Raw genomic sequence first — 23118 nt, 5'->3', positions numbered from 1 at the left:
CGCCATGGCGAAGACATACGGCGTCGGCATCATGGGTGCCGGCAATATCTCGGCGGCCTATCTGCGCCTCGCGCCGCTATTCAAGGGCCTCGAAGTGCGCGCTGTCGCTGACATTCTCCCCGAAGCGGCCAAGCGCCGTGCGGATGAATTCGGCGTTGCGGCTCAGACACCTGACGAGCTGCTCAAGAATTCTGAGCTGGACGTAATCGTCAATCTGACCATTCCGTCGACCCATTTCTCAGTGTCCAAGGACATCATCTCCGCTGGCAAGCACGCCTATTCCGAAAAGCCATTTGTGTTGTCGGTTGAAGAAGGCCTTGCGCTCAAAAAGGCCGCCGACGAGCGTGGCCTCAAGGTTGGTTCGGCTCCCGACACTTTCCTCGGTGGCGCGCATCAGCAGGCCCGCGAAATCATCGACAGCGGCAAGCTTGGCAAGATCATGAGCGGCACCATGCACGTCATGAGCCGTGGCATGGAACACTGGCATCCAAATCCGGACTTCTTCTTCCAGCCCGGTGGCGGCCCGATCCTTGATCTTGGTCCATACTACATCACCGATCTCGTGCATCTGCTCGGCCCAGTGAAGCGCCTCTCGGCCTTCACCAACATGGCACGCACAGAACGTATAGTCTCGGCTGAAGGCCCATACAAGGGTTCCTCGATCAAGGTTGGCACCCCAACCACGATCCACGGCATCCTTGAGTTCCACAACGGCGCGATCGTCACCATTGGCGCGAGCTGGGATGTGGCCTCGCACGGCCACCACAACATCGAGCTTTACGGCACCGATGGCTCGATCTTTGTTCCCGATCCGAACTTCTTCGGCGGCGATCTGGTCACCACCGGCATCGAAGGCATTCGCACTGCGGTCGATCCATGGGCCCATCCGTTTGGCGTAGCCAATCAGGACCTCGACAAAGCCGAGCCTCGCGCCAACTACCGCTGCGCCGGTCTCGCGGACATGATGCAGTCAATCGAGACTTCTCAGACGCCACGCTGTGGTTTGGATTCAGCACTGCATGTTGTTGAAGTGATGACTGGGCTGCTCGAAGCCGGCGAGAGCGGAAAAGTTCTTACGCTCAGAACGACATGCGAACGTCCTCGTGCGCTCGGCATAGAAGAGGCGCGGGCGCTGCTAAGAGCTTGATTGACGTGCGTCATTGACAGTCTGTCTAGTGCAGACAAAACTGTGATCACAGCACTTGGGCGGCGAGCAATTGCCGCCCGAAAACTAAGCGGTATCCATTCCGCGGAGGAAAGGGTCTCCTGTCTATTAAGGCACGGAGCCAGAGGAGGACACTATGGCCACCACTATCAAAGGCCCCGCTATTTTCCTGGCGCAGTTCGCCGGCGACAAAGCCCCGTTCGATACACTCGACAATATCTGCAAATGGGCTGCAGACCTCGGCTACAAGGGTGTTCAGATCCCCACTTGGGTTTCGAGCCTGATCGACCTTGAAAAGGCCGCGACGTCCAAGACCTATGCTGATGAACTTAAAGGCAAGATCAACAGCTACGGCCTCGAAATAACCGAGCTATCGACCCATTTGCAGGGGCAGCTCGTTGCCGTTCACCCAGCCTATGACGCAGCCTTTGATGGTTTCGCGCCGGCCTCGGTGCATGGCAATCCAAAGGCCCGCCAAGAATGGGCTGTTCAAACCATGCTGAACGCCGCCAAGGCCTCACAGAACCTCGGTTTAAAGGCCCATGCGACCTTCTCCGGCGCGCTCGCTTGGCCCTATATCTATCCATGGCCCCAGCGCCCCGCGGGTCTCGTGGAAGAAGCCTTTGACGAATTGGCGCGCCGCTGGACGCCGATCCTCAATGCCTTCGACGATGCTGGCGTTGACGTCTGCTACGAAATTCACCCCGGCGAAGACCTGCACGATGGCGTCTCGTTCGAGATGTTCCTCGATCGCGTGAAGAACCACCCGCGCGCCAACATTCTCTACGATCCAAGCCACTTCGTTCTGCAGCAACTCGATTATCTCGACTACATCGACATCTACAAAGACCGCATCAAGGCCTTCCACGTGAAGGACGCTGAATTCAACCCAACCGGCCGTCAGGGCGTGTATGGCGGGTTCCAGTCTTGGGTTGATCGGGCAGGGCGCTTCCGGTCCATCGGTGATGGTCAGGTCGATTTCCCGGCGATCTTTGCCAAAATGGCCGCCAATGACTTCCAGGGCTGGGCCGTTCTCGAATGGGAATGCGCACTCAAGCATCCAGAGGATGGTGCACGGGAAGGCGCGGAACTGATCGAGAGCTACATCATTCGCGTCACTGAAAAGGCGTTCGATGACTTCGCCAGCGGCGGCTCCGATCAGGCGGCTAACCGCAAGATGCTCGGCCTCTAATCGTCCTATTTCAATCGTAAAAGCGCGCCCCAAACTCAGCGGACGCGCTAAAATGCTAGACATCTGAGCAGTTGCACTCTGGAGGAATTCAATGGCTGAAAATGGCGCAAAGCGCATTCGCCTCGGCATGGTTGGCGGCGGCACGGGGGCTTTCATTGGCTATGTGCACCGGATCGCCGCGCGCATTGATGGCGATTATGACCTTGTCGCGGGCGCACTCTCGTCGCGGCCCGAAGTTGCAAAAGAATCCGGCCGCAACATCGGCCTCGCCGAAGACCGCATCTACACCTCTTACGAGGAAATGGCTCGCGCCGAAGCCGCGCGTCCAGACGGCATCGAGGCTGTTGCCATCGTCACCCCGAACCATATGCACTTTGGTCCGACCAAGGCATTCCTTGAGGCTGGCATCCACGTCATCTGCGATAAGCCGATCACGTCCACTCTCGAAGACGCGCGCAAACTCTTGGACATCAAACCCAAGAACGGCGCGAAATTCCTCCTCACCCACAACTACACCGGCTACCCGCTGATCCGTCAGGCGCACCAGCTGGTGAAGTCCGGCGCTCTGGGCAAGATCCGTGTCGTGCAGGTTGAATATCCGCAGGATTGGCTCGCCGTCGAAGCCGATGAAGGCAATAAGCAAGCCTCTTGGCGCACCGACCCCAGCAAGTCCGGGGCAGGCGGCGCCATTGGCGACATTGGCACCCACGCCTATAACCTCGCGCGCTTCGTCACGGGGCTCAAGACCGAAGCCGTTGCGGCCGATCTCGATGCCTTCGTGCCCGGCCGTCAGCTCGATGACAACGTCCACATCATGCTGCGCTTCGAAGGCGGCGCGAAGGGCATGCTCTGGGCCAGTCAGGTTGCAGTTGGTCACGAAAACGGCCTGCAGCTGCGCGTCTACGGCGAGAAAGCCTCGATCGAGTGGCGTCAGGATAACCCGAACTACATGTGGTATTCTGAATTCGGCAAGCCAAAGCAGCTGCTGACCCGTGGCGGGGCAATCTCCTCGCCTGCTGCGTCTGGCATGAACGTCCGTATTCCGGGCGGTCACCCAGAAGGCTATCTCGAAGCCTTTGCGACCCTTTACAGCCAGTTCGCTGCGGTCATCCGTGGTGACGGTGCGGACTATGTCGACGTATTGCCCTCCCTCGCCGATGGCATCGAGGGTATGCAGTTCATCACCGCCTCGGTGAAATCGAGCCAGAACGACAGCCGCTGGACCAAGCTCAGCGACGTCTAATCACTCGCTCTCTCTTATAATGAAGGCCGGGATCGCTCCCGGCCTTTTTTATTGAATGCGCTCGCTGGTAAAGCCTTTGTCTTCTAGGAGCTTCACCACGCTCATCTCGCCTGCCAGATGCGCTGCGCCTACGACGAGAAGCGCCCCCTCATTGCGCTCCAGCATGTCCGCGATTTGATCGGTCCAATTCTTATTGCGATTGTCGATGAGCCGCTCGACCATGATGCTATCAAACGAGCCCATCTGGTCCATGAATAGAGCACCGAGTTCTTCCGGATTGCCATTCGCCCAGCTTCTCGTCAGATCTTCGACGTCGGCCGTAACAGTTTCGAGTGTGTCGAGGCTGGCTTGCAGCATCTCAATGCCTTCAGCCTCGGTTCCGCCAGCGAGGAACCCCATTTGCTCTTCCACTGTTTCGAGCATGCCGATGCGCTCTTCAGCCAATTCAGCAGAGAGCACGGTCTCAACGCCAAAATTGGCGGCGTATCCGGCATTGATCATGGGCATTGACGAAATTGTGGTCGCTGCCATCCACGGCTTCATCGCCAGAAGCGATGCCATTGGCACGTAATGGGCTTCGGCCGCTTCACGCAGCTGCGCCATTAGTTCGGGTGATATGATGTCGTTGAGCAGTCGCCCATCCGTATTAAACCCGTGCAGGATACTGAGCGACGCGGCCTCTGCCTGCCCAACTGGGGAAATATCGGTCTCGAAATAAACCCGCTCGGCCTTGCTGACCACTTTATTGAGCAGAGGGGTGCGCCACTCTTGGTCGGCCCTCAGCATATGCACCGAGCCGAACAGGTAGATCGCACTATCGTCGTCGCTCACCTTCCACAGGGCAGGGGCCGCTTGCGCGCCTGCACTCAGCCCGAGAGCGAGCGCTATTCCGGTGAGTGTACGGAAGATCATGTGCGTCGTGCTCCTGAGTTGGCGGATCATTCTAATGCAATGGCTGAAAACGCAAAACGCCGCAATGTCTTGCGGCGTTCACACAACTCAGCGTCAATTGTCTTGGATTAGTGTGTCCAAGGCGTCTTGCGATCATGACGGAAGTTATCCGGATAGCTGACGCGCTTTGGAATTTGGTCGTAAGCAGGCTGCACAGTGTAGGCGATACCATTGCGCTGCGCATAGGCCTCAGCTTCTTCGAGACTATCGAAGGAGAGGCGGATCTGCTGCGCCATATCGCTGGAACTTGTATAGCCCATAAGAGGTTCGATAGTGCGGGCAACACTTGGCTCGTGAACCAGAACCCAGTCATTCGACTTACCCTTGCCAGATTGCATGGCGTTACGAGCAGGTCGATAAATACGAGCCGTCATTTTGAACCTCATCCCTAAGGTGCAAGTGGTCGGAGTACAAAGATTCGAACTTTGGACCCCCGGTTCCCAAAACCGGTGCTCTACCAGACTGAGCTACACTCCGACGTTTGCAAGGCAGTGACTAAGCCATGCCGCAGGGAAGTGCAAGAGGCTCGTGTCAGGAGTTTTCGTTTATTGCGTGAAAAACTTTGGACAAGTTTTGGTCGGTTCGGATCAGCGCAATCCTTTGCCTCGTGATCGACGGCACGACAGCGCCACAAGACCAGAGCCTGCATGAATCAAAATGAGAACCGATTCCCCTAAGGCGCTGTTTTAATTTCAAGATTGAACCCGGCAGCAGGCTAGGAGGGGCGTGCACCACACAGCGACTTTGCGCGAGGAGATCCATACGACGCGAGGTCGTACGTTCTAAACTAGGAAGGATGTGGGGAAGAAAATGGTCGGAGTACAAAGATTCGAACTTTGGACCCCCGGTTCCCAAAACCGGTGCTCTACCAGACTGAGCTACACTCCGACGATGTATCGACAGGGAGGCTTCTTAAGGCTCTCTATGTCGCTGCTGCAATCTGCCTAAATAAGCATTCTTGCAGTCTGATCAGGCGCTTGCCTGAGGTGCAAATGGTCGGAGTACAAAGATTCGAACTTTGGACCCCCGGTTCCCAAAACCGGTGCTCTACCAGACTGAGCTACACTCCGACGTTGCAATGGTGTGACTAAGGTATGCCGCAGTTATGTGCAAGCCCCTCCAATCACTTAACTGCGACCTTGACGGGTTTTCCACTGTGTACGACAAATCCGACATGTATGACATTCAAAAGCCATGGCCTCTGGGCCTTCCCCGCACCTGGCCAGCTTTTGCAGCGGCCTTCCTCGTTGTTCTGGCGGTCTTGGCCAGTTTGGACGTCTACCTTTCCCGCACCAGCATCGGCTGGCCAGAGGAATGGCGTCGGCCATTTTTCCTCATCACCGACTACGGTTTGGCTGATTGGACGCTTTATCCGGGCCTGATCGGGATGATTCTGTTCGGACTGCTGCGATTCCCGTTGCAGGGGCTTTGGAAGAAAGCCTCCGGCGAAATGGCACTGTTCTTCGCCTTCATCTTTATCGGCACCGGTTTCCCCGGGCTGATGACGATGATCCTTAAACGCATTATCGGTCGTGTGCGCCCAGTAGAGTTTGAGCAGGTCGGGGCGTTTGCGTTCCAGCCGTTGCAAAACTGGGTGTATCAGAGCTTCCCGAGCGGGCACTCGACGACGGCCATTGCCATGGCCTTCACCTTCGGCTTTTTCTGGCCGCGCTCTTACATTCCGTTCCTGATCCTCGGAATTATCGTCTGCATTTCTCGCGTCCCAGTGGGCATGCATTACCCAACCGACATTTTCGCTGGCTTCGTTGTCGGCATGTTGGGGTGCTATGCCGTCCGCAACTTCTTTGGTGATCGCGGTTGGCTCTTTGAAAAGACTGCTGACGGCCGCTACGTGCGTAAGCCAATGACGGCCGTCAAATCCTTGTTTCAGCGCGCCTGAGTGTAACGCTCGAGCGCTGCTGCCAAATCAGCCTTGAGGTCTTCAACGCCCTCAAGGCCAATATGCACGCGGAAGAGATTGCCTTCTTCGGTCCACGGCTTAGCCGTGCGATTAGCGCCGAGCTTCACCGGTAGGCACAGGCTTTCATAGCCGCCCCACGAATATCCCATTGAGAACAGTTCGAGCCCGTCGACAAAGGCGGCAATGCTGGCGCGGGCAGCCGGCTTCAGTATGAAGCCGAACAAGCTCCCAGAGCCGTCAAAGTCACGCTTCCAGATTTCATGGTCCGGGTGGCTTGGCAGTGCAGGGTGAATTACCCGCAGAACCTCATCCTGACCTTCCAGCCAGCTGGCAATCTCAATTGCCCGCGCCTGGTGCTCTTTCATCCGGATCGCCAGCGTGCGCAAACCGCGTGCCACGAGATAGGCATCATCACCCGAGGTGAAATAGCCGTGCAGCCGGCGGATATCATCGACATCGCCCCAGGCCTCTTCAGTGGCTGAAATTGTCCCGGCCATAACATCCGAATGGCCGACGAACATTTTGGTCGCCGCATGCACCACTATGTCTGCGCCATGCTCAAGCGGACGGAAGAAGAGGGGGCTAGCCCAGCTGTTATCGACGATGAGCCGCGCGCCACCCGCATGCGCCGCTTTTGCCAGCGCTGGAATGTCCTGCACTTCAAACGTCAGCGAGCCGGGCGCTTCGGCCAGAACCGCGCGCGTGTTCGGCTGCATCAATTCAGAAAGTCCCGCACCGATTCGCGGGTCGTAATAGCGAACGCTCACCCCCATGCGGGTCAAATACCCGTCTGCGAAGGTTCGGCCGGGTTCATAACCACTGTCCGAGATCAAAACGTCGTCACCATTTTTTAGGCACGACATAAGCGCGATGGAGATCGCGGCGAGCCCCGATGGCACGAGGCGCGTGCGGTATGCGCCTTCGAGTTCGTTGATGGTGGTTTCCACCGATTGGGTGGTGGGATTGCCGTGCCGGCCGTAGGTGAACCTTTGCCCCTGAGTCTCAAGCTCTGCGAGGGTTTTGAACAAAACTGTCGAGCCCCGATATACGGGGGTATTCACAAAACCGAACTGATCATCCGGTTCCCGTCCACTATGAGTAAGGATGGTCTCGAATGACTGCTTGGGGCGCCCTGTACGGCTGGACTGAGACATTTTCGTACTCTGCTTAAAAACGGATCACTCTGCACACGTGTCTAATAAAGCGACAGAGAGGTTGACCCAAAGTGTCGTCGACCCTTGACGTTACGGTCAATAGCGGTTTGCATGCTTATCAGCATCAAAACCGATAAATAAAGCGGTGATGCACCTGTGACGTCGTCAGCAAGGCGATGTTAAAAAACAGGGTCAGGAAACAAAAGGCAAATAACGACATGCAAAAGACGCTTCTTTCGATCGCCGTTGCCGCTTCCTTGGGGCTGAGCGCAACTGCTGTAAACGCTGCAACTCTTGATGACGTCAAAGCAAAAGGCTTCGTCCAATGTGGTGTAACCGGTGGTGTGCCCGGTTTCTCCGCGCCGGACGCGAACAACAACTGGGCTGGCCTGGAAGTTGACTTCTGTCGCGCTGTAGCTGCTGCCATCTTCGATGATGCAGACGCTGTGCGTTACACCCCACTGACTTCGCAGGAACGCTTCGCTGCGCTGTCCGCTGGTGAAATCGACATTCTGTCGCGTACCACCACTTGGACCATGAGCCGCGATACCGATTTGGGCATCAGCTTCATCGGTACCATGTACTATGACGGGCAGGGCTTCATGGTCCGCAAGGCAGACGGCATTGCCTCTGCAGCGGATCTGTCCGGTGCTGCCATCTGCATCGAATCCGGCACCACCACCGAACTCAATGCCGCTGACTATTTTGAAACCAACGGTCTCGACTATTCGCCAGTCGTGTTCACCGATCAGGACGAAGTTGTGAAGGCCTTCGAAGATGGCCGTTGCGACGTCTACACCACCGACGCTTCCGCGCTCGCTGCTGAACGTTCCAAGTTCTCCAATCCGGATGATTACGCCATCCTGCCAGAAATCATCTCCAAGGAGCCACTTGGCCCAGTTATTCGTCAGGGCGACGAACAGTGGCGTTCGATCACACGTTGGACCTATTTCGCGCTGCTCGAAGCTGAAGAGCAAGGCGTAACCCAGGCCAATGTTGACGAAATGCTCGGCTCCGATAATCCGGTGATCAAGCGTCTCCTGGGCGTTGAAGGCGACTTTGGCACTCCAATCGGTCTCACCGCTGATTGGGCATACCGCATCGTCAAGCACATCGGTAACTACGGCGAGTCCTATGATCGCCACGTCGGCCCAGCCACCCCAATTGGTCTGGAACGCGGCCTGAACGCCCTCTGGAAAGACGGCGGCCTGCAGTACGCAATGCCAATCCGCTAAAGAGTGAAACTGGTTCTGGCGCCCCACGCGGGCGCCAGTTCGTCTCAGCGCATATCTATTCCGTAGTGATCGTGCCTGAAGTTTTTCTTTGCTCTGAGCCCTTGGCTCAGGGGCCTCTCAGTGTACCTTGATCCTGCTGGATGTGGCTGCGTTTTCTCTATTCGGGGGACTCTGCCTCATGGCTGTCCATGACAATACTGCTGCGGCGCCGCCACGCACCGCATTCTATAATGACCCCGTCATCCGCGGCATCATATATCAGGTGCTCGTCGCGGCGGCGGTGGTCGCATTTCTAGGGTGGATCGTCACCAACACCGCGCAGAACCTCGCTGCGCAAAACAAATCAACGGGCTTTGGCTTTCTTTGGGAAACCGCTGGCTTCGGCATTAGCTTCACCCTCTTTCCCTTCGATCGTTCATCTTTTTACTGGCAGGCATTCTTCGTCGGCCTACTCAACACCTTGCTGGTCGCCGTCATTGGCATTGTGGTCGCCACAGTCCTCGGCTTCATCCTGGGCGTAGCGCGTCTGTCGTCCAACTGGCTGGTCGCGCGTGTTGCCACTGTCTACATTGAGATCGTACGTAACGTCCCGCTGCTGCTGCAGCTGTTCTTTTGGTACTTCGCGGTTCTCAAGGCGATGCCAGCGGTGCGCGAATCTTATCAGCTTCCGCTCAACATCTTCATCAATCAGCGCGGCATCATTGTCCCGCGGCCACTGCCTGACGCCGAAATCATCTGGGTTGTCATTTCAGCGATCGCTGCAATCATCGGCGCTATTGTTCTGGTCCGCACTGCGCAGCGCCAGCGCGCACTCACCGGCTACTATTCGCCGGCCATTGTGTGGGCAGGTCGCATTGCTAGCGCCATTCTGGCCTTTGGCCTTGCCTATCTGGGCACTGTCTTGGTCAGCACCTTCATCCCAGTTCTCGCCCGCTTTGGCACGTTGCCCCTGATTGTCGGGGTTGCAACAGCTGCGCTCACCTTCAGCGCATTTGCGTTTTACGGGCGCGTCTTCGTCACATTCCTCCTCAGCTGGGCCGTGGCTGTCTTCCTTCTGGGCGGCATGTTAGCACTGCCCGAAGTCGCCGTCATCGGCCTGGCACTGGTCCTCGCCCTAGGCGTCGTCTGGTCTGTGCTGGTTTCAGATCGTCGTCCGCAGGGCGCTGAGGCCAAGCTTCCTTGGGCACTGCCTATTCTGGTGATGGTTGGCGTTCCAGCCTTCGTCTATTGGGTGACCGGCGCAAACCTTGGTTTTGAAGTTCCGGTTCTGGAACGCTTCAACTTCAAGGGTGGTTTGCAGCTCGTGCCCGAAATGGTGGCACTGGCCGTAGGTCTGGCCCTGTATACGGCGGCCTTCATCGGCGAAAACGTCCGTGGCGGTATTCGTGCCGTCAATAAGGGGCAAACAGAAGCCGCTGCCTCGCTTGGCTTAAAGGAAGGGGACCGCTTGCGTCTCGTGGTGATCCCACAGGCAATGCGCGTCATTATTCCCCCGCTGACGAGCCAATATCTCAACCTCACCAAAAACTCATCTCTGGGCGCAGCCATTGGCTATCCGGAATTGGTGAACGTCTTCATGGGCACGACGCTCAATCAGACAGGCAAGGCCATTGAGGTGATCGCCATCACCATGCTGGTCTATCTCACCCTGTCGCTCACCACGTCGGCCTTCATGAACTGGTACAATGCGCGCGTCGCATTGGTCGAACGGTAGGAGCGCGCTTATGTCAGTCTCATTCGTTCGTCAGGAAATGATCGCACCAACCACACCGCCTTCGCGCAGTGATGGCGTGATTGCCTGGGTTCGTCGCAATCTTCTCTCGACCCCGAGCGATGCTCTCCTCACCCTCATCGGCATCATCTTCCTTCTCTGGGCCATTCCCCCGATCTACAACTTCGTCATGCCCACCTTCTTGGGTGGCCATGCGGTAGCGCCGGGCGGAACAGTCGAAGATTGCCGCGTTCTAGGGGCGGGGGCCTGCTGGGCCTTTATCTCCGCGCGCATCACCTTCTTCATCTATGGCTTCTACCCCATGGAAGAATATTGGCGCCCTAACATCGTCTTTGGTCTGGGCGCGCTGCTGATCATCCCACTGTTGATCCCACGCGTTCCGTTCAAGATCATCAATGCGGTGCTGTTCTTCGTCGTCTACCCAGTCATCTGCTTCTACCTGCTCAATGGTGGCGTCTTCGGCATGCGTCCGGTGCCAACCGAGCAGTGGGGTGGTTTGCTGGTCACGCTGATCATCTCGATGGTGGGCATCATTTGCTCCATCCCATTGGGCATTCTGCTTGCCCTCGGCCGCCAGTCCAAAATGCCGATCATCAAGACGCTCTGCGTCATGTTTATCGAGCTGTGGCGGGCGGTTCCGTTGATCACCGTGCTCTTCATGGCGTCGATCATGCTGCCGCTGTTCATGCCTCAGGGCACGTCGGTCGATAAGCTGTTGCGGGCTCTAGTAGGCGTTACGCTCTTTGCTTCAGCCTATCTGGCCGAAGTGATCCGTGGCGGTCTACAAGCGCTCCCGCGTGGGCAATATGAGGCCGCGTCTTCCCTTGGGCTGAGCTATTGGAAGTCGATGGGCTTTATCATCCTGCCTCAGGCGCTCAAGCACGTGATCCCGGGCATTGTGAACACCTTCATTGCCCTCTTTAAGGACACGTCCCTCGTCTCGATTGTTGGCATTTTCGACCTGCTCAATGCCTCGCAGGCCGCCAGTGCCGACATCAACTGGTCTTCGCCCACACAAGCCATCACCGGTTATTTGTTCGCCGGTTTCATTTTCTGGGCTTTCTGTTTCGCCATGTCGCGCTATTCCATCTACATGGAACGGCGTCTGGACACTGGGCACAAGAGGTAACGCGAATGAGCGATCTATCCGCAAACGGCGTCAACGAGCGCGCCATCAAAGCCAGCCAAATGACGGTGTCTGAAACCGACGTCGCCGTCGATGTTATCGGCATGCACAAATGGTATGGCGATTTCCACGTTCTGCGCGACATTGACCTCAAGGTCATGCGTGGCGAACGCATCGTTATTGCTGGACCATCTGGGTCGGGCAAATCGACCCTGATCCGCTGTATCAACCGTCTGGAAGAGCATCAGCAGGGTCAGATCATCGTCAACGGCACAGAGCTAACCGCCGATCTCAAGCGCATCGACGAAGTGCGCCGCGAGGTGGGCATGGTGTTCCAGCACTTTAATCTGTTTCCCCACCTGACGATTTTGCAAAATCTCACCCTCGCGCCCATCTGGGTGCGTGGTATTCCCAAGGCGGAAGCAGAAGCTTCGGCCATGCATTACCTTGAGCGCGTGAAAATCCCGGAACAGGCGCACAAATTCCCCGGCCAGCTCTCGGGCGGCCAGCAGCAGCGTGTGGCCATCGCCCGCTCGCTCTGCATGCAGCCCAAGATCATGCTTTTTGATGAGCCCACCTCGGCGCTTGACCCTGAAATGGTCAAAGAAGTGCTCGAAGTGATGATCAGCCTCGCCGAGGAAGGCATGACCATGTTGTGCGTGACCCACGAAATGGGCTTTGCCCGCCAAGTGGCAAACCGCGTCATTTTCATGGACCAAGGTCAGATCATTGAACAAAATGATCCAGAGAACTTCTTCTCCAATCCGCAGCATGAACGGACCAAGCTCTTCTTGAGCCAAATCCTGCATTAAGCGGACACGAAGAATTACATGCAGAATAGTGGGGGCAGGCCATCACTTGGCTTGACCCCTTTTTCGTCCCTGACAATATGGGGGCGGAAAACGAGAGCATCGTCCTTTGAGAATATTCTGCAAGCCATTGGTGGCGCTCGCCGCAACCTTGGTATCCATGATCGCCTCGCCAGCCAGTGCGCAGACGCCGGCCGAAACGCGCTCGACGCTTGAAATCGTGCGTGAACGTGGCTTTCTCATTTGTGGCGTCGCTAACCCCCTTGCTGGCTTTGCCTTCCAGACCACCGATGGTGTCTGGCATGGGTTTGACGTTGACCTCTGCCGCGCCTTGTCAGCGGCGATCTTTGGCAATCCCGATCTAATCGATTTCCGTCGCTACAATGGCGAAGCACGCTTTGCGCCGCTCCAGACGGGGGCGGTGGACGTGCTCATGCGCAATGGCGCTTTTGATGCGGGTCGCGATATTCGCCACGGCGCGCGCTACGTGGCGCCGAGCTTTTATGATGGTCAGGGTTTCCTCGCCCCGTCTTCGCTCGGCGTTGTTTCGGCCTATGAGCTCGACGATGTTTCCATCTGCGTGGTCGACGACGAAGGGGTAAAAGCGCTCGACGAGTTCTTTTTCTCCAACCAGACCAATTTCACTGAAATTCTTTATGAGGACGTGGCCGACCTCAGCATTGCCTATCGCGCTGGCTATTGTCAGGTCGTGTCCGCGTCCGGTCGCGTGCTGCAAGCCATTCGCCGCGATCTTGCCGAACCCGCGCAACACCGCATCCTGCCGGAGCGTATCTCCAAGGAAGCGCTCGGCCCGGTCATTCGTCAGGGCGATGATCAGTGGTTCAATATTGTGCGCTGGACCATCTACGTCCTGCTCTCGGCCGAAGAGATTGGCGTCACCAGCCTCAACATCGACTCGCTTTCTGCTGCCCGCACCCCCGCTGTCCGCCGCCTTCTGGGGCTTGAGCAGGACTATGGCGCGGCCTTGGGCCTGCGCAAATCGTTCATGACCGATGCCATCCGCGCTGTTGGCAATTACGCAGAGCTCTATGACCGTCACTTCGGTCCGCAGACGGGTGCGGCGATGCTGCGCGGTCAGAACGCACTATGGACCAACGGGGGCCTCCATTATCCCCCGCCAATCCGCTAGCTTCATTTAAGCAAAAAGCAGGCTTACACGCCTGTTTTGTTTGCCTTTTTTCTCGATTTTCCCAAGCGTGAGCTTGCCGATTTCGCCGGTGCGCGCCACGTGCGTACCGCCACACGGCTGCAAATCCACGTCGCCGATGCGGACCAGTCGCACGCGGCCCTGACCCATGGGCGGCTTGACCTTCATGGTCTTGATGAGGTCGGCCTGAGCCAACATCTCTTCGTCGGTAATCCATTCGGTTGAAACAGGGTGATCCGCCTCAACCAAACCGTTGAGCGCCGCTTCAACCGCCGCCAGATCCTCTGGTGGCGTTTCCATATCGAAGTCCAGCCGCCCCTTGTCCGTGCCGATCGATCCGCCGGTAACAGGGTAGGGCAGCACCACGGACAGAAGGTGCAGCGCCGTATGCATCCGCATCAGCGCATAGCGCTTGTCCCAATCAAGGTTCAGCGTCACGGTGTCACCAACCGAAGGCACGTCAGCCCCTTCTGCGAGGCGATGCACTATCGCTGTCTTGTCTCCCGCAGGATGCTCTGCCGTCACGACCTCGGCAACGCGCCCGTCCGCATAAGTGATGGTACCACTGTCGCCCGGTTGCCCGCCCGAGGTGGCGTAGAAGATGGTTTGGTCCAACACCACGCCGCCGTCTTCTGTGATCTCAGTCACCTGCGCTGGCGTGGTCTTGAGATAGGCATCGTCGCGGAACAAAAATCTCGTCATCAAGAACTCACAATACGGGCGAGAAAAGCTTGGCAGCCTGAGTGGCTACGTAAAATAGCCAGTTGCGGCTGCGCACTTCCGACAGCTCGACCTTCCGGCACAGTTCAAAATCTTCAAGCAGCATGGCTTCAATATTGTTGATCGTCGCTGGGTCCGTGAACCACAGCGTGATCTCGAAATTGATCGCGAAAGAACGGTTGTCGAAATTCACACTACCGACTGTCGCGATCTCATCGTCCATCAGCACCACTTTTTGATGCAGGAACCCATCGGTGTAGCGATAGACATTGACGTTGTGCGTCACCATCAAATCGGCATGGGCAATGGACGCCAGCCAGACGATTTTGTGGTCAGGTTTGTTCGGGAGCATGATGCGCACATCAACGCCCCTCAACTGCGCGGCATAAAGTGCGGTGCGAATGTCGGTGTCCGGCACAAAATAGGGGCTGACGATCCAAAGCCGCTTGCGTGCCCGCCCGATAATGTCGGTGAACGCTATAGCGCATTCTTCCAACTTATCGGCCGGACCAGACCCCATAACCAGCACCGACTCTTCGCCATAGCTGGTGAGTTCTGCTGGCGGCCGGGCAGGTAGTAACTCGCCCGTCGCCCAGTGCCAATCTTCGCGGAACAACAGCGCACATCCAAGTGCCGCGGGGCCGGAAACCCGCACATGCGTATCGCGCCAATTGCCGAATTTCGGGTCCTCGCCGAGATATTCGACGCCCACATTATGCCCGCCGACCCAAGCGTGCTTACCATCGGCCACAACAATCTTGCGGTGGTTGCGATAGTTGATCCGCATCGGACCGTAAAACCGCATGAACTTATGGCGCTGGTTAAACCCGGCGACTTTGACGCCTGCTTCCCGCATCTCGCGTCGATATCGCTTCGGCATGCCCGTCGAGCCGATATCGTCGTAGAGGAGATAGACATGGACACCTTGCTTGGCCTTGGCAATCAAGCGCTCTGCCAGCTGCTGGCCCAGCTTGTCGTCACGCACAATGTAGAATTGCACGAGCAGATACTCTTGGGCCGCTTCGATCCCAGCAAAAATGGAGTCAAAAGTCGCCTTGCCATTAATCAGCAGCTCGACCTCATTGCCTTTGAGGAAGGGCAGTTCCGACACCGCCACCTGCACCGGCCATTTGGCATCGGTCTCGCGATCGATAAGCGCCAGATCTTTGGCGCGCAGCGGGCGGTCGGCACGACCGTTTTTAACGCGGTCGGTCGCATAGTCGTCAAACAACTTCCACCCGAAGATCAGGTAGAGAAAGGCCGTTGGAAAGGGCAGCAGCGCTAGCGACAAAAGCCAGGCAATCGAACCCTGCGATGTTCGTGAGTTGAGGATTTCGCGAACCGCACAAATCCCTGCGAGGAGGTAGAGCGCTCCGGTGATGAGCGCGATAATATGGAACTCAGCTATTATCGTGCGCAGAATATCGTCTATGCCGATCACGTCCGCCTCGAATGTTTGGGCGGCCAGACTACCAAGCAGCGGGGTCTTTGCAAGGCTGAAAGCTAAGGGCCGCGCTTGGCGCAGCCCTTGAAAGTGCCAATGCGACGCCCACCGAGGCGCCCATAAAGGCCAGCGTTATGCCACTATAACGCCACTGACGTCGGTGGCCTCACGATCTTCAAGCCAAGGTGGTACTGGTAGGCCCTTAGCCCGCAAGAAACTGGGGTTATACAGCTTGGTAGCATAGCGATTTCCATAGTCGCAGAGCACCGTAACAATGGTCTTGCCCGGACCCAAATCGCGCGCCATACGCACCGCACCAGCAATGTTGATAGCGCTCGAACCGCCGAGGCAAAGCCCCTCATGCTGAAGCAAATCAAAGACATAGGGCAGGGCTTCAGAGTCAGGGATCTGATAGGCTAGGTCCACTTTGAGCTCTTCCAGGTTCGCCGTAATACGTCCCTGACCGATGCCCTCGGTCACCGAGTCGCCCGCGGACTTCAGCTCGCCATGGGTGTAATAATTATAGAGCGCTGCCCCTTCCGGGTCAGCAAGACCGATCTTAACGTCGGAATTGCGTGCCTTTAGCGCTTCCGACACGCCAGCCAGCGTACCACCCGAGCCAACAGCACAGATGAAGCCATCAATGCGCCCATTGGTCTGGTTCCAGATTTCTGGACCTGTGGTTTCGATGTGCGCGCGCTTGTTTGCGGTGTTGTCGAACTGGTTCGCCCAGATCGCCCCATTGGGCAGCTCTGCATTGAGCTTTTCCGCTAAGCGCCCGGAAATCTTGATGTAATTGTTCGGGTCTCGATACGGCTTGGCCGGAACCTCGATCACTTCCGCACCAAATAGGCGCAGCGCGTCTTTCTTTTCCTGGCTTTGAGTTTCCGGGATCACGATCACCGTTTTAAAGCCGAGAGAATTGGCCACAAGCGTCAGCCCTATGCCCGTGTTGCCAGCCGTGCCCTCAACAATCGTGCCGCCCGCCTTGAGCTTCCCCGATTTCACCGCATCGTGGATGATGAACAGCGCTGCACGGTCTTTAACCGATTGGCCCGGATTGAGAAATTCAGCTTTGCCCCAAATGTCACAGCCTGTGAGCGTCGAGACGCGGTTGAGACGAATAAGCGGCGTGTTGCCAATCGCGGCGATGAGATCTAGGTGCTTTGACATGGTCTGCGTGCTGGTGGCTCTTGCCTAAATGTGTAGGGGCGCGCTAACGCGCTCGCAAGCACTAAGGCTTGGAAGCGATAAGGGTTTCCATTCAACGCGGCCACGAAGAATGCAAATCTGCGCCAGCGCAAAGCACTAGAATAGATTTTTGCATTTATAGAGATTTGGATATCTCAAGAGCCCGCTGTCGGCTGGTTTTTAAGTCAACAATCGGATTTGGATAAGTTTTACCAAGGCTTACGCCAGCTTTCTGCAGCGCATAACTTGGCGCAGTCCACGGCGCGTGGATGAACTCATCGGGCAGTTGCGCAATTTCCGGCACCCACTGGCGCACATAGTTCCCGAGGGGGTCGAAGCGCTCACCCTGGGTTACCGGATTGAAAACTCGGAAGTAAGGCGAGGCATCTAGCCCACAACCTGCCACCCACTGCCAGTTTCCGGGGTTGCTCGCCCCATCAGCATCAAATAGGCAATCCCAGAACCAGTCTTCGCCTGTCCGCCAATCGATGAGCAGATTTTTGGTCAGCAGCGAGGCTGTCAGCATGCGCACGCGGTTTTCCATAAACCCTGTCTGCCACAGCTGGCGCATACCAGCGTCGACGATAGGAATGCCGGTTTGCCCTGTCTGCCAAGCCTTTAGAGCTCCCTTATCCCCGCGCCACGGAATGCCATCATATTTGGCACGCATTGCAGCTTTGGAAATGTCGGGACGATGATAGAGCTGATGGTAATTGAAATCGCGCCAGGCGAGTTCGGAAAGGAATTTATCGACTTCGACGGCTTTGTCAGGATCCGCATCGCCCACCATCTTGGCGGCATACCAAACTTGGCGCGGGCTGATTTCGCCAAATCGCAAATAGGGCGATAGCCGCGACGTGCTTTGCTTGGCTGGAATATCGCGCTCTTCAGAATAATGGCTCAGCTGCGCGTCTAAGAACGCGCCGGCGAGGTCTCGCGCTGCCTCTTCGCCAACCTGCCAATTTGCGATGACGCTGGGTGCCCAATGCGGCATGTCGAAAGTCAGTGGTTCATAAGATATCGCATTCCCGCCTTCTGGTGCAGGCAAAGGCTGTGGAATGTGCATATTTTTCAATGACTTCCAGAACGGCGTATACACCGCATAGGGATTGCCTTGCCCGGTTTTAACGTCCCAAGGCTCAATCAGAACATTGCCCATCTTGGAGTGCACAGCGACGCCATCAGCGCTCAGTACCCGTTTGATCTCAGCGTCCAATTCGCGCTCCGCTGGCGCATAGCGGCGGTTCCAATAGACCGCGTCGGCTTGATAATCGTCGACCGCGTGGCGCAAGACGCTCTGGGCGTCGCCGCGGCGCACGATGAGCTCGACCCCAACCGCCGCCAATCGTGCTTGCAGGACGGATAGGCTTTGCTCGCGCCAAACTCTCGCCGCGCCTCCAATGGGGCGCAGACCTGCATCGGTCTCGTCAATGAAAAGGGCGATAACGTCTTGATTGTGCTGACAGGCGGCGTGGAGTGCCGGATTGTCAGAAAGGCGGAGGTCGTTCCTCAGCCATACGATGCTCTTGGGCAATCTCGTCTCCATAGCTCATGGAGACATACGCACCAGAGGCAGCATTGGTTTGCCCCTGATGCGTAAAACTGTCGGAAAATTCTATTCCATCAACTCGGCGAGCTGTTCCAGCGCCGAGTTCCAGGCTTCCATCGAGAAGATGCGCGTTTGCGCGTCCTCATGCGGCAGCCCGCGTTCCACCAAAGTCAGGCGGGTGCTGTCTTCGTTGATGGCGTCAAAGCTGATGTCGAGAACGAAAATCATCTCGCTTTCTTCCTCTGGGTCTTTGAATACCCAGGACATCACAAGCTTCTTATCCTCTTCAAACTTAAGGATTTCCCCGGTCACTTCGTGATCGGCATCCTCATCGTCTTCCGCATAGGTAACGAAGCGGTACTGACCACCTTCGAAGGCGTCGAACTCGGCTTCGTCGACCTGCCACTGCTCAATCAGTGCCACATCTGTCCAAGCCGAAAACACATCGCTCACATTGGCGGCGATGGTCCGGGTGATGGTGATCTGGCTTTCGCCGTCCAGTTCAGCGCTCATGCTGTTTTCCTTTCAGGATGAAGCTCAGCCGTACGCGGAAGGAAGATGGTGAGGAAGCCCAAGACTGGCAGGAATGCACAGATCTGGAACACTGCAATCATCCCGATCACGTCAGCGAAAGCTCCCATAACGGCTGCGCCCAGCGCTCCGATGCCGAAAGCAAATCCAAAGACGAAGCCAGCGACCATGCCGACTTTGCCCGGAACCAGTTCCTGAGCGTAGACCACCATAGCGGAGAATGCGGACGAAAGAATGAGCCCGATCATCACGCTAACGACACCGGTCCAGAACAGGTCGAGGTAAGGCAGAATGAGCGTAAAGGGCAGGGCGCCAAGAATCGACACCCAGATCACCGCCAAACGCCCATAACGGTCGCCAATGGGGCCGCCGAAGAACGTGCCAACGGCAACTGCACCAAGGAAGGCGAAAAGATAGAGCTGCGCATCTTCTGCCGAGAGCGCGTACTTCTCGATCAGGAAGAAGGTGTAATAGCTCTTGAGGCCTTCGATGTAGATGAATTTGCTCAGCAAAAGGGCGCCAATGACGGCAAAGGCAATGATCAGACGCTGCTTTGGCAGTGCTGGTTTCGCAACTGCCGCTTTCGGCTGACCGGCCATCTGACGCTGATGTTCGGCAAACCACTTGCCGACATAGGTCATCAGGAAAAGACCAGCGAATCCAACGAGTAGGAACCAGAAGACGCTGCCCTGACCCATAGGGAATAGAATGAGCGCCGCAGCGAGCGGGCCGAGCGCTGTTCCTGCATTACCACCCACTTGGAAAAGCGACTGCGCAAAGCCCAGCTTGCCGCCCGAAGCCATACGCGCCACGCGCGATGCTTCAGGGTGGAAGAGTGCTGAGCCGGTCCCCATCACCACGGCGGCAAAGAACAGCAACCAGAACCCGTTAGCGAGCGCTAGGAACGCCACGCCAGCCGTCACAATCGCCAGCGATAGCGCCAGCCAATAGGGTTTTGGCTTTAGGTCGCCTGAAAGACCGAACAGCGGCTGGAGAATGCATGCTGTGATTTGCTGACCGAGAGTCAAAAGCCCGATCTGGAAATAGCTTAGACCGTAGTTCTCACGGAACATCGGATAGAGTGCCGGAAGAAGGAATTGCAGCAAGTCATTCAACAAATGCGCGCCACTGACGGCAAGGATGATGGACAAGGCTGTACGCTGCGCATCCGGGGCAGCACGCGAATTATGCTCTGACATTGAAATTGCTTCGAACGGAGGGAACAAACGTCCTAACCCGGTCGGGTGCGAAGAGCAACAGAGCAAAAGTAATACTGTTCGGGGGAGGGTAGAAAGATGGCTCCGCGAGCTGGACTCGAACCAGCGACCATTCGATTAACAGTCGAACGCTCTACCAACTGAGCTATCGCGGAACACTTATCTTTCGGCTGCTTACAGCAAGCTGTAAGACTTTTAAAGAGAGATGGCTCCGCGAGCTGGACTCGAACCAGCGACCATTCGATTAACAGTCGAACGCTCTACCAACTGAGCTATCGCGGAACATTTTCTTCTCTTTCGTTCTCAGCGATTGGTGTCGCCGGGAACGAGGTGGGGTGTACCCAAACTGATCTGGTTTGCCAAGACCCTAATCGCAAAGGCTGTGAATTACTTGTCTTTTCCCCAGCCCAAGGATCGCCGTTGCGCAGCCAAAAGATCCGAGAAATCGTTGATATTAGCGAATGGGTTAGCCTTTTCGGCCGACCAATCGAGCTCTGACGCGTTGAGGCTCTCCAAAGCGCGCTTCGGCGAACTCTGGCCTGCCACCTGCTTGAGCGCCGACACGCGCCATGCCGCATGTGTGGGATAGCGCTGCCCTTGCCACACGCTAACGACGGCGAGGCCTTGGGCGGCGAGGGGGGCACGCATAGCGTCGACATAGTGTGCGGGCAGAAAAGGCGAATCTACCGATGTCGTCACCACAATCGAGTCTTCGCTAGGTTCAATATGGTGCAGGAAAGCCCTTAGGCCGCCCATTGGCCCTTCATTCGGCCCGAGGTCCGGCACGCTCGCGGCAAGTCTAAGGTGGGGCTGTTCAGCAATACCTGTCGCGACATAGAGGGCGTCAGTTGACGCTGCCATCACGCCGCTAAGGCGGTCTACGAGGCGCTCTCCGCCAATCCTTAGCTCGGCCTTGCGCACATGTCCCAAGCGGCTCCCCGTGCCCCCGGCGAGGATGAGGCCATAGACTGTCATGCCGACGGACGCGAACGCAGCAGCACAAGCAGCACTATGCCGCCAACCAGGCCCCAGAACGGAGCGCCAACGCCGATAATTGTGATTCCAGAAGCGGTTGTGACAAAAGTCAGGACTGCGGGCAGGCGCGTGTCCTCACTGTTGAGCGCTGCAGATAAGGAAGATGCAAGGCTTGCAAAGAGCGCCAGCCCGGCCACGGCCTGAATGAGAATGGGTGGAGACGCTGCGATGAATGCGGCGGCCACAGAGGCGATAAGTCCCAAAAGAATATAGGTACCGCCGGCGGCGATGGGGGCCGGCCAGCGCTTGCCCGGATCAGGATGCGCTTCTGGACCTGCGCAGATGGCGGCTGTGATCGCTGCCAGATTCGACGTGATCCCCCCAAAAACGGCCGTAAGCGCGCTGACCGTTCCTGTCGCCAGAAACATAGTGGCAGGGGATACCGCATAGCCATTTGCCCGCATCACAGCGAGGCCGGGCAGGTTCTGCGATGCCATCGTCACGATATAGAGGGGCAGTGCGATACGGATAATCGCATCCACGGTAAACACGGGCATGACCGGCATTAGACTGGGCCACGCGCCATCAAACACGCCCGTCGGCAGCTGAGTGGTCGTTGCGAGAATAACTCCTGTCACCACCACAGCAATTGGCACGGCATAGCGTCGAGCAAATTTCAGCCCTAACGCCCAAGCGAGAAGAATCGGTAGTGCAAGGAGAGGGAGGTCTCCAACCGCGCGAATGGGGGCTAGGCACAGTGTGAGCAGCATCCCCGCTAGCATCGCATTGGCAATTGCCGACGGGATAGACGCCACGAGTCGTCCCAGTGGTTTAATGAAGCCGGTGAGGATGATCATCCCTGCACAGACGATAAAGGCACCCGTTACAGCAGGATAACCACCGATCGGCTCGCCGACAGTGAGCAGAAACGCGGCCCCTGGCGTGCTCCAAGCGATGGATATCGGAAGCCGAGAGCGCCAGGCGACAACAATGTTGAGAAGTCCAATGCCGAGACAGACGGCAAATAGGCCAGACCCCGCCTGCTGTGGCGAGGCGCCAGACGCCGTAAGTGCCGCCAAGAGCAAAGTAAAAGTGCTGGCATAGCCGACTACAGCAGCCAAAACTCCGGCGATAATCGGCTGGGCAGTGGCGCTGCGCCCCGTCAACACAGTGTCAGGCATCGTGATTCTCAGCCATTTGTTGGTAGGACGCTAACTTCCTCCCGCCACGTGGCCAACAGATTATTGGTTTAACCGGAGGTTGATTGCAGAAATTGTGATTTTATGACTTAAATAGCCATCTGGGAGGGAGGTCCGCGATGAATTTCAAAGTTGTTGCGGCAAACTACGACGCAGAGCATCATTTCCTCAGCTACACCGCCACCGGCGCAGTGCAGGGCAATCGGTTCACCGTGTCCTCCAAAGTGCGCTGTTTGAAGGATCCCCAAACAGCCGAGCGAACTCATATGGTGGTGCTTCTGGCCCTGTCGGAACATTTCAAGCGACCCAATGCTAGTGGCTATCCTTGGTACGGCAAAGCCAGCCTAAGCTAGCCCCCGCTCATAAGGGCTTTGCGGGGAATAAACGAAGTTTTGCACACGGACCCTCTCTCACTCATGCAAGAGTTCTTGACAGTTTAGCCTAAACCCCTGAAAAGGCGCGCAGAGGCCGCGTGGCGGAGTGGTTACGCAGCGGATTGCAAATCCGCGTACTCCGGTTCAATTCCGGACGCGGCCTCCAACTTCCCCCATTTATCGTACATCTGACCCAGTGCTGGTGGTTCGCCACTTGATGGT

The 23118-nt window shown here is 57.0% G+C and carries 21 protein-coding genes and 6 tRNA genes; 11 read left to right on the top strand and 16 right to left on the bottom strand.

All coding sequences use genetic code 11. The annotated features are described in order from the left end of the window. Nucleotides 1-4: 4 nt before the first annotated feature. The 3 genes from HKD40_RS02620 to HKD40_RS02610 all read left to right on the top strand — a co-directional run bounded on the left by HKD40_RS02620 (nucleotide 5) and on the right by HKD40_RS02610 (nucleotide 3600). Nucleotides 5-1147 (top strand): Gfo/Idh/MocA family oxidoreductase, encoded by a 1143-nt coding sequence (locus HKD40_RS02620; RefSeq protein ID WP_169194145.1) that lies wholly within the window; start codon nucleotides 5-7, stop codon nucleotides 1145-1147. A 154-nt stretch (nucleotides 1148-1301) separates the two neighbouring features. Further along, the gene (locus HKD40_RS02615; RefSeq protein ID WP_169194144.1) at nucleotides 1302-2357 is read left to right on the top strand and encodes a sugar phosphate isomerase/epimerase; all 1056 of its coding nucleotides are present in this window, start codon (nucleotides 1302-1304) and stop codon (nucleotides 2355-2357) included. Between the two features lie 91 nt (nucleotides 2358-2448). Next, nucleotides 2449-3600 (top strand): Gfo/Idh/MocA family oxidoreductase, encoded by a 1152-nt coding sequence (locus HKD40_RS02610; protein ID WP_169194143.1) that lies wholly within the window; start codon nucleotides 2449-2451, stop codon nucleotides 3598-3600. 48 nt (nucleotides 3601-3648) lie between these two features. Here the strand turns inward: HKD40_RS02610 and HKD40_RS02605 are convergent, their stop codons facing one another. From HKD40_RS02605 to HKD40_RS02585, 5 genes are all read right to left on the bottom strand, one after another. Continuing rightward, entirely contained in the window at nucleotides 3649-4512 is an 864-nt protein-coding gene (locus tag HKD40_RS02605; protein ID WP_169194142.1) for a TraB/GumN family protein, read from the bottom strand. A 107-nt stretch (nucleotides 4513-4619) separates the two neighbouring features. After that, nucleotides 4620-4925 carry an ETC complex I subunit gene (locus HKD40_RS02600; protein WP_169194141.1) on the bottom strand — a complete coding sequence of 102 codons (306 nt, stop codon included), beginning with the start codon at nucleotides 4923-4925 and terminating at the stop codon, nucleotides 4620-4622. A 26-nt stretch (nucleotides 4926-4951) separates the two neighbouring features. Beyond that, nucleotides 4952-5028 (bottom strand) — tRNA-Pro (locus HKD40_RS02595). 334 nt (nucleotides 5029-5362) lie between these two features. Next, nucleotides 5363-5439, bottom strand: a tRNA-Pro gene (locus HKD40_RS02590). A 105-nt stretch (nucleotides 5440-5544) separates the two neighbouring features. Then, a tRNA-Pro gene (locus HKD40_RS02585) sits at nucleotides 5545-5621 on the bottom strand. A gap of 86 nt (nucleotides 5622-5707) precedes the next feature. Here HKD40_RS02585 and HKD40_RS18150 point away from each other — a divergent pair. After that, entirely contained in the window at nucleotides 5708-6451 is a 744-nt protein-coding gene (locus HKD40_RS18150; protein WP_169194140.1) for a phosphatase PAP2 family protein, read from the top strand. Here HKD40_RS18150 and metC read toward each other — a convergent pair. Continuing rightward, the gene (metC, locus tag HKD40_RS02575; RefSeq protein ID WP_169194139.1) at nucleotides 6439-7626 is read right to left on the bottom strand and encodes a cystathionine beta-lyase; all 1188 of its coding nucleotides are present in this window, start codon (nucleotides 7624-7626) and stop codon (nucleotides 6439-6441) included. The two genes, HKD40_RS18150 and metC, sit on opposite strands and share 13 nt — an antisense overlap. Before the next feature lie 218 nt (nucleotides 7627-7844). Here metC and HKD40_RS02570 point away from each other — a divergent pair, with 218 nt between their 5' ends. The 5 genes from HKD40_RS02570 (at nucleotide 7845) to HKD40_RS02550 (ending at nucleotide 13678) form a co-directional block, all read left to right on the top strand. Then, the gene (locus HKD40_RS02570) at nucleotides 7845-8861 is read left to right on the top strand and encodes an amino acid ABC transporter substrate-binding protein (protein ID WP_169194138.1); all 1017 of its coding nucleotides are present in this window, start codon (nucleotides 7845-7847) and stop codon (nucleotides 8859-8861) included. 178 nt (nucleotides 8862-9039) lie between these two features. Next, on the top strand, nucleotides 9040-10575 hold the full coding sequence (locus tag HKD40_RS02565; RefSeq protein ID WP_169194137.1) for an ABC transporter permease subunit: 1536 nt from the start codon (nucleotides 9040-9042) through the stop codon (nucleotides 10573-10575). A 37-nt stretch (nucleotides 10576-10612) separates the two neighbouring features. Beyond that, complete coding sequence (locus HKD40_RS02560) at nucleotides 10613-11722, top strand: amino acid ABC transporter permease (RefSeq protein WP_248305886.1); 1110 nt, start codon at nucleotides 10613-10615, stop codon at nucleotides 11720-11722. Nucleotides 11723-11727: 5 nt separating this feature from the next. Continuing rightward, nucleotides 11728-12531 (top strand): amino acid ABC transporter ATP-binding protein, encoded by an 804-nt coding sequence (locus HKD40_RS02555; RefSeq protein ID WP_169194135.1) that lies wholly within the window; start codon nucleotides 11728-11730, stop codon nucleotides 12529-12531. A gap of 130 nt (nucleotides 12532-12661) precedes the next feature. Beyond that, entirely contained in the window at nucleotides 12662-13678 is a 1017-nt protein-coding gene (locus HKD40_RS02550) for a transporter substrate-binding domain-containing protein (protein WP_169194134.1), read from the top strand. A 6-nt stretch (nucleotides 13679-13684) separates the two neighbouring features. Here HKD40_RS02550 and HKD40_RS02545 read toward each other — a convergent pair whose 3' ends face one another. The 10 genes from HKD40_RS02545 to HKD40_RS02500 form a co-directional block, all read right to left on the bottom strand. After that, nucleotides 13685-14398 carry an alanyl-tRNA editing protein gene (locus HKD40_RS02545; protein ID WP_169194133.1) on the bottom strand — a complete coding sequence of 238 codons (714 nt, stop codon included), beginning with the start codon at nucleotides 14396-14398 and terminating at the stop codon, nucleotides 13685-13687. A 7-nt stretch (nucleotides 14399-14405) separates the two neighbouring features. Next, nucleotides 14406-15857 carry a cardiolipin synthase gene (cls, locus tag HKD40_RS02540; RefSeq protein WP_248306576.1) on the bottom strand — a complete coding sequence of 484 codons (1452 nt, stop codon included), beginning with the start codon at nucleotides 15855-15857 and terminating at the stop codon, nucleotides 14406-14408. Nucleotides 15858-15992: 135 nt separating this feature from the next. Continuing rightward, nucleotides 15993-17033: a cysteine synthase A gene (locus HKD40_RS02535; RefSeq protein ID WP_169194132.1), complete on the bottom strand. Its 1041-nt coding sequence runs from the start codon at nucleotides 17031-17033 to the stop codon at nucleotides 15993-15995. Nucleotides 17034-17187: 154 nt separating this feature from the next. Beyond that, on the bottom strand, nucleotides 17188-18585 hold the full coding sequence (locus HKD40_RS02530; protein WP_248305858.1) for a deoxyribodipyrimidine photo-lyase: 1398 nt from the start codon (nucleotides 18583-18585) through the stop codon (nucleotides 17188-17190). Between the two features lie 81 nt (nucleotides 18586-18666). Continuing rightward, the gene (locus HKD40_RS02525; RefSeq protein WP_169194130.1) at nucleotides 18667-19113 is read right to left on the bottom strand and encodes an SRPBCC domain-containing protein; all 447 of its coding nucleotides are present in this window, start codon (nucleotides 19111-19113) and stop codon (nucleotides 18667-18669) included. Continuing rightward, nucleotides 19110-20330, bottom strand: a complete 1221-nt coding sequence (locus HKD40_RS02520; protein WP_169194129.1) for an MFS transporter — start codon at nucleotides 20328-20330, stop codon at nucleotides 19110-19112. Before HKD40_RS02520 ends, HKD40_RS02525 begins: the two co-directional genes overlap by 4 nt. Before the next feature lie 97 nt (nucleotides 20331-20427). Then, a tRNA-Asn gene (locus HKD40_RS02515) sits at nucleotides 20428-20503 on the bottom strand. A gap of 51 nt (nucleotides 20504-20554) precedes the next feature. Then, nucleotides 20555-20630, bottom strand: a tRNA-Asn gene (locus tag HKD40_RS02510). Between the two features lie 105 nt (nucleotides 20631-20735). Then, nucleotides 20736-21323, bottom strand: a complete 588-nt coding sequence (locus HKD40_RS02505) for a molybdenum cofactor guanylyltransferase (protein WP_169194128.1) — start codon at nucleotides 21321-21323, stop codon at nucleotides 20736-20738. After that, nucleotides 21320-22504 (bottom strand): benzoate/H(+) symporter BenE family transporter, encoded by a 1185-nt coding sequence (locus HKD40_RS02500; RefSeq protein ID WP_169194127.1) that lies wholly within the window; start codon nucleotides 22502-22504, stop codon nucleotides 21320-21322. Before HKD40_RS02500 ends, HKD40_RS02505 begins: the two co-directional genes overlap by 4 nt. 137 nt (nucleotides 22505-22641) lie before the next feature. Between HKD40_RS02500 and HKD40_RS02495 the strand changes: the two genes are divergently transcribed. Then, nucleotides 22642-22875 (top strand): hypothetical protein, encoded by a 234-nt coding sequence (locus HKD40_RS02495; RefSeq protein WP_169194126.1) that lies wholly within the window; start codon nucleotides 22642-22644, stop codon nucleotides 22873-22875. Between the two features lie 113 nt (nucleotides 22876-22988). Then, nucleotides 22989-23062: transfer RNA gene (locus HKD40_RS02490), tRNA-Cys, on the top strand. Nucleotides 23063-23118 lie beyond the last annotated feature (56 nt).

Source organism: Devosia sp. MC1541, from assembly GCF_012847305.1.
GTDB lineage: Bacteria > Pseudomonadota > Alphaproteobacteria > Rhizobiales > Devosiaceae > Devosia.
The sequence above is the reverse complement of the archived record's forward strand: the minus strand, read 5'-3'. Positions and strand labels throughout refer to the sequence as shown.

Bases quoted from the DNA above. Each gene is read 5' to 3' on its own strand.
- HKD40_RS02570 (WP_169194138.1), top strand. From the start codon at position 7,845: ATGCAAAAGACGCTTCTTTCGATCGCCGTTGCCGCTTCCTTGGGGCTG.
- HKD40_RS02535 (WP_169194132.1), bottom strand. From the start codon at position 17,033: ATGTCAAAGCACCTAGATCTCATCGCCGCGATTGGCAACACGCCGCTT.
- HKD40_RS02565 (WP_169194137.1), top strand. From the start codon at position 9,040: ATGGCTGTCCATGACAATACTGCTGCGGCGCCGCCACGCACCGCATTC.
- HKD40_RS02495 (WP_169194126.1), top strand. From the start codon at position 22,642: ATGAATTTCAAAGTTGTTGCGGCAAACTACGACGCAGAGCATCATTTC.
- HKD40_RS02610 (WP_169194143.1), top strand. From the start codon at position 2,449: ATGGCTGAAAATGGCGCAAAGCGCATTCGCCTCGGCATGGTTGGCGGC.
- HKD40_RS02555 (WP_169194135.1), top strand. From the start codon at position 11,728: ATGAGCGATCTATCCGCAAACGGCGTCAACGAGCGCGCCATCAAAGCC.
- HKD40_RS02600 (WP_169194141.1), bottom strand. From the start codon at position 4,925: ATGACGGCTCGTATTTATCGACCTGCTCGTAACGCCATGCAATCTGGC.
- HKD40_RS02525 (WP_169194130.1), bottom strand. From the start codon at position 19,113: ATGAGCGCTGAACTGGACGGCGAAAGCCAGATCACCATCACCCGGACC.
- HKD40_RS02620 (WP_169194145.1), top strand. From the start codon at position 5: ATGGCGAAGACATACGGCGTCGGCATCATGGGTGCCGGCAATATCTCG.
- HKD40_RS02545 (WP_169194133.1), bottom strand. From the start codon at position 14,398: ATGACGAGATTTTTGTTCCGCGACGATGCCTATCTCAAGACCACGCCA.
- metC (WP_169194139.1), bottom strand. From the start codon at position 7,626: ATGTCTCAGTCCAGCCGTACAGGGCGCCCCAAGCAGTCATTCGAGACC.
- HKD40_RS02505 (WP_169194128.1), bottom strand. From the start codon at position 21,323: ATGACAGTCTATGGCCTCATCCTCGCCGGGGGCACGGGGAGCCGCTTG.
- HKD40_RS02560 (WP_248305886.1), top strand. From the start codon at position 10,613: ATGATCGCACCAACCACACCGCCTTCGCGCAGTGATGGCGTGATTGCC.
- HKD40_RS02615 (WP_169194144.1), top strand. From the start codon at position 1,302: ATGGCCACCACTATCAAAGGCCCCGCTATTTTCCTGGCGCAGTTCGCC.
- HKD40_RS02500 (WP_169194127.1), bottom strand. From the start codon at position 22,504: ATGCCTGACACTGTGTTGACGGGGCGCAGCGCCACTGCCCAGCCGATT.
- HKD40_RS02520 (WP_169194129.1), bottom strand. From the start codon at position 20,330: ATGTCAGAGCATAATTCGCGTGCTGCCCCGGATGCGCAGCGTACAGCC.
- HKD40_RS02605 (WP_169194142.1), bottom strand. From the start codon at position 4,512: ATGATCTTCCGTACACTCACCGGAATAGCGCTCGCTCTCGGGCTGAGT.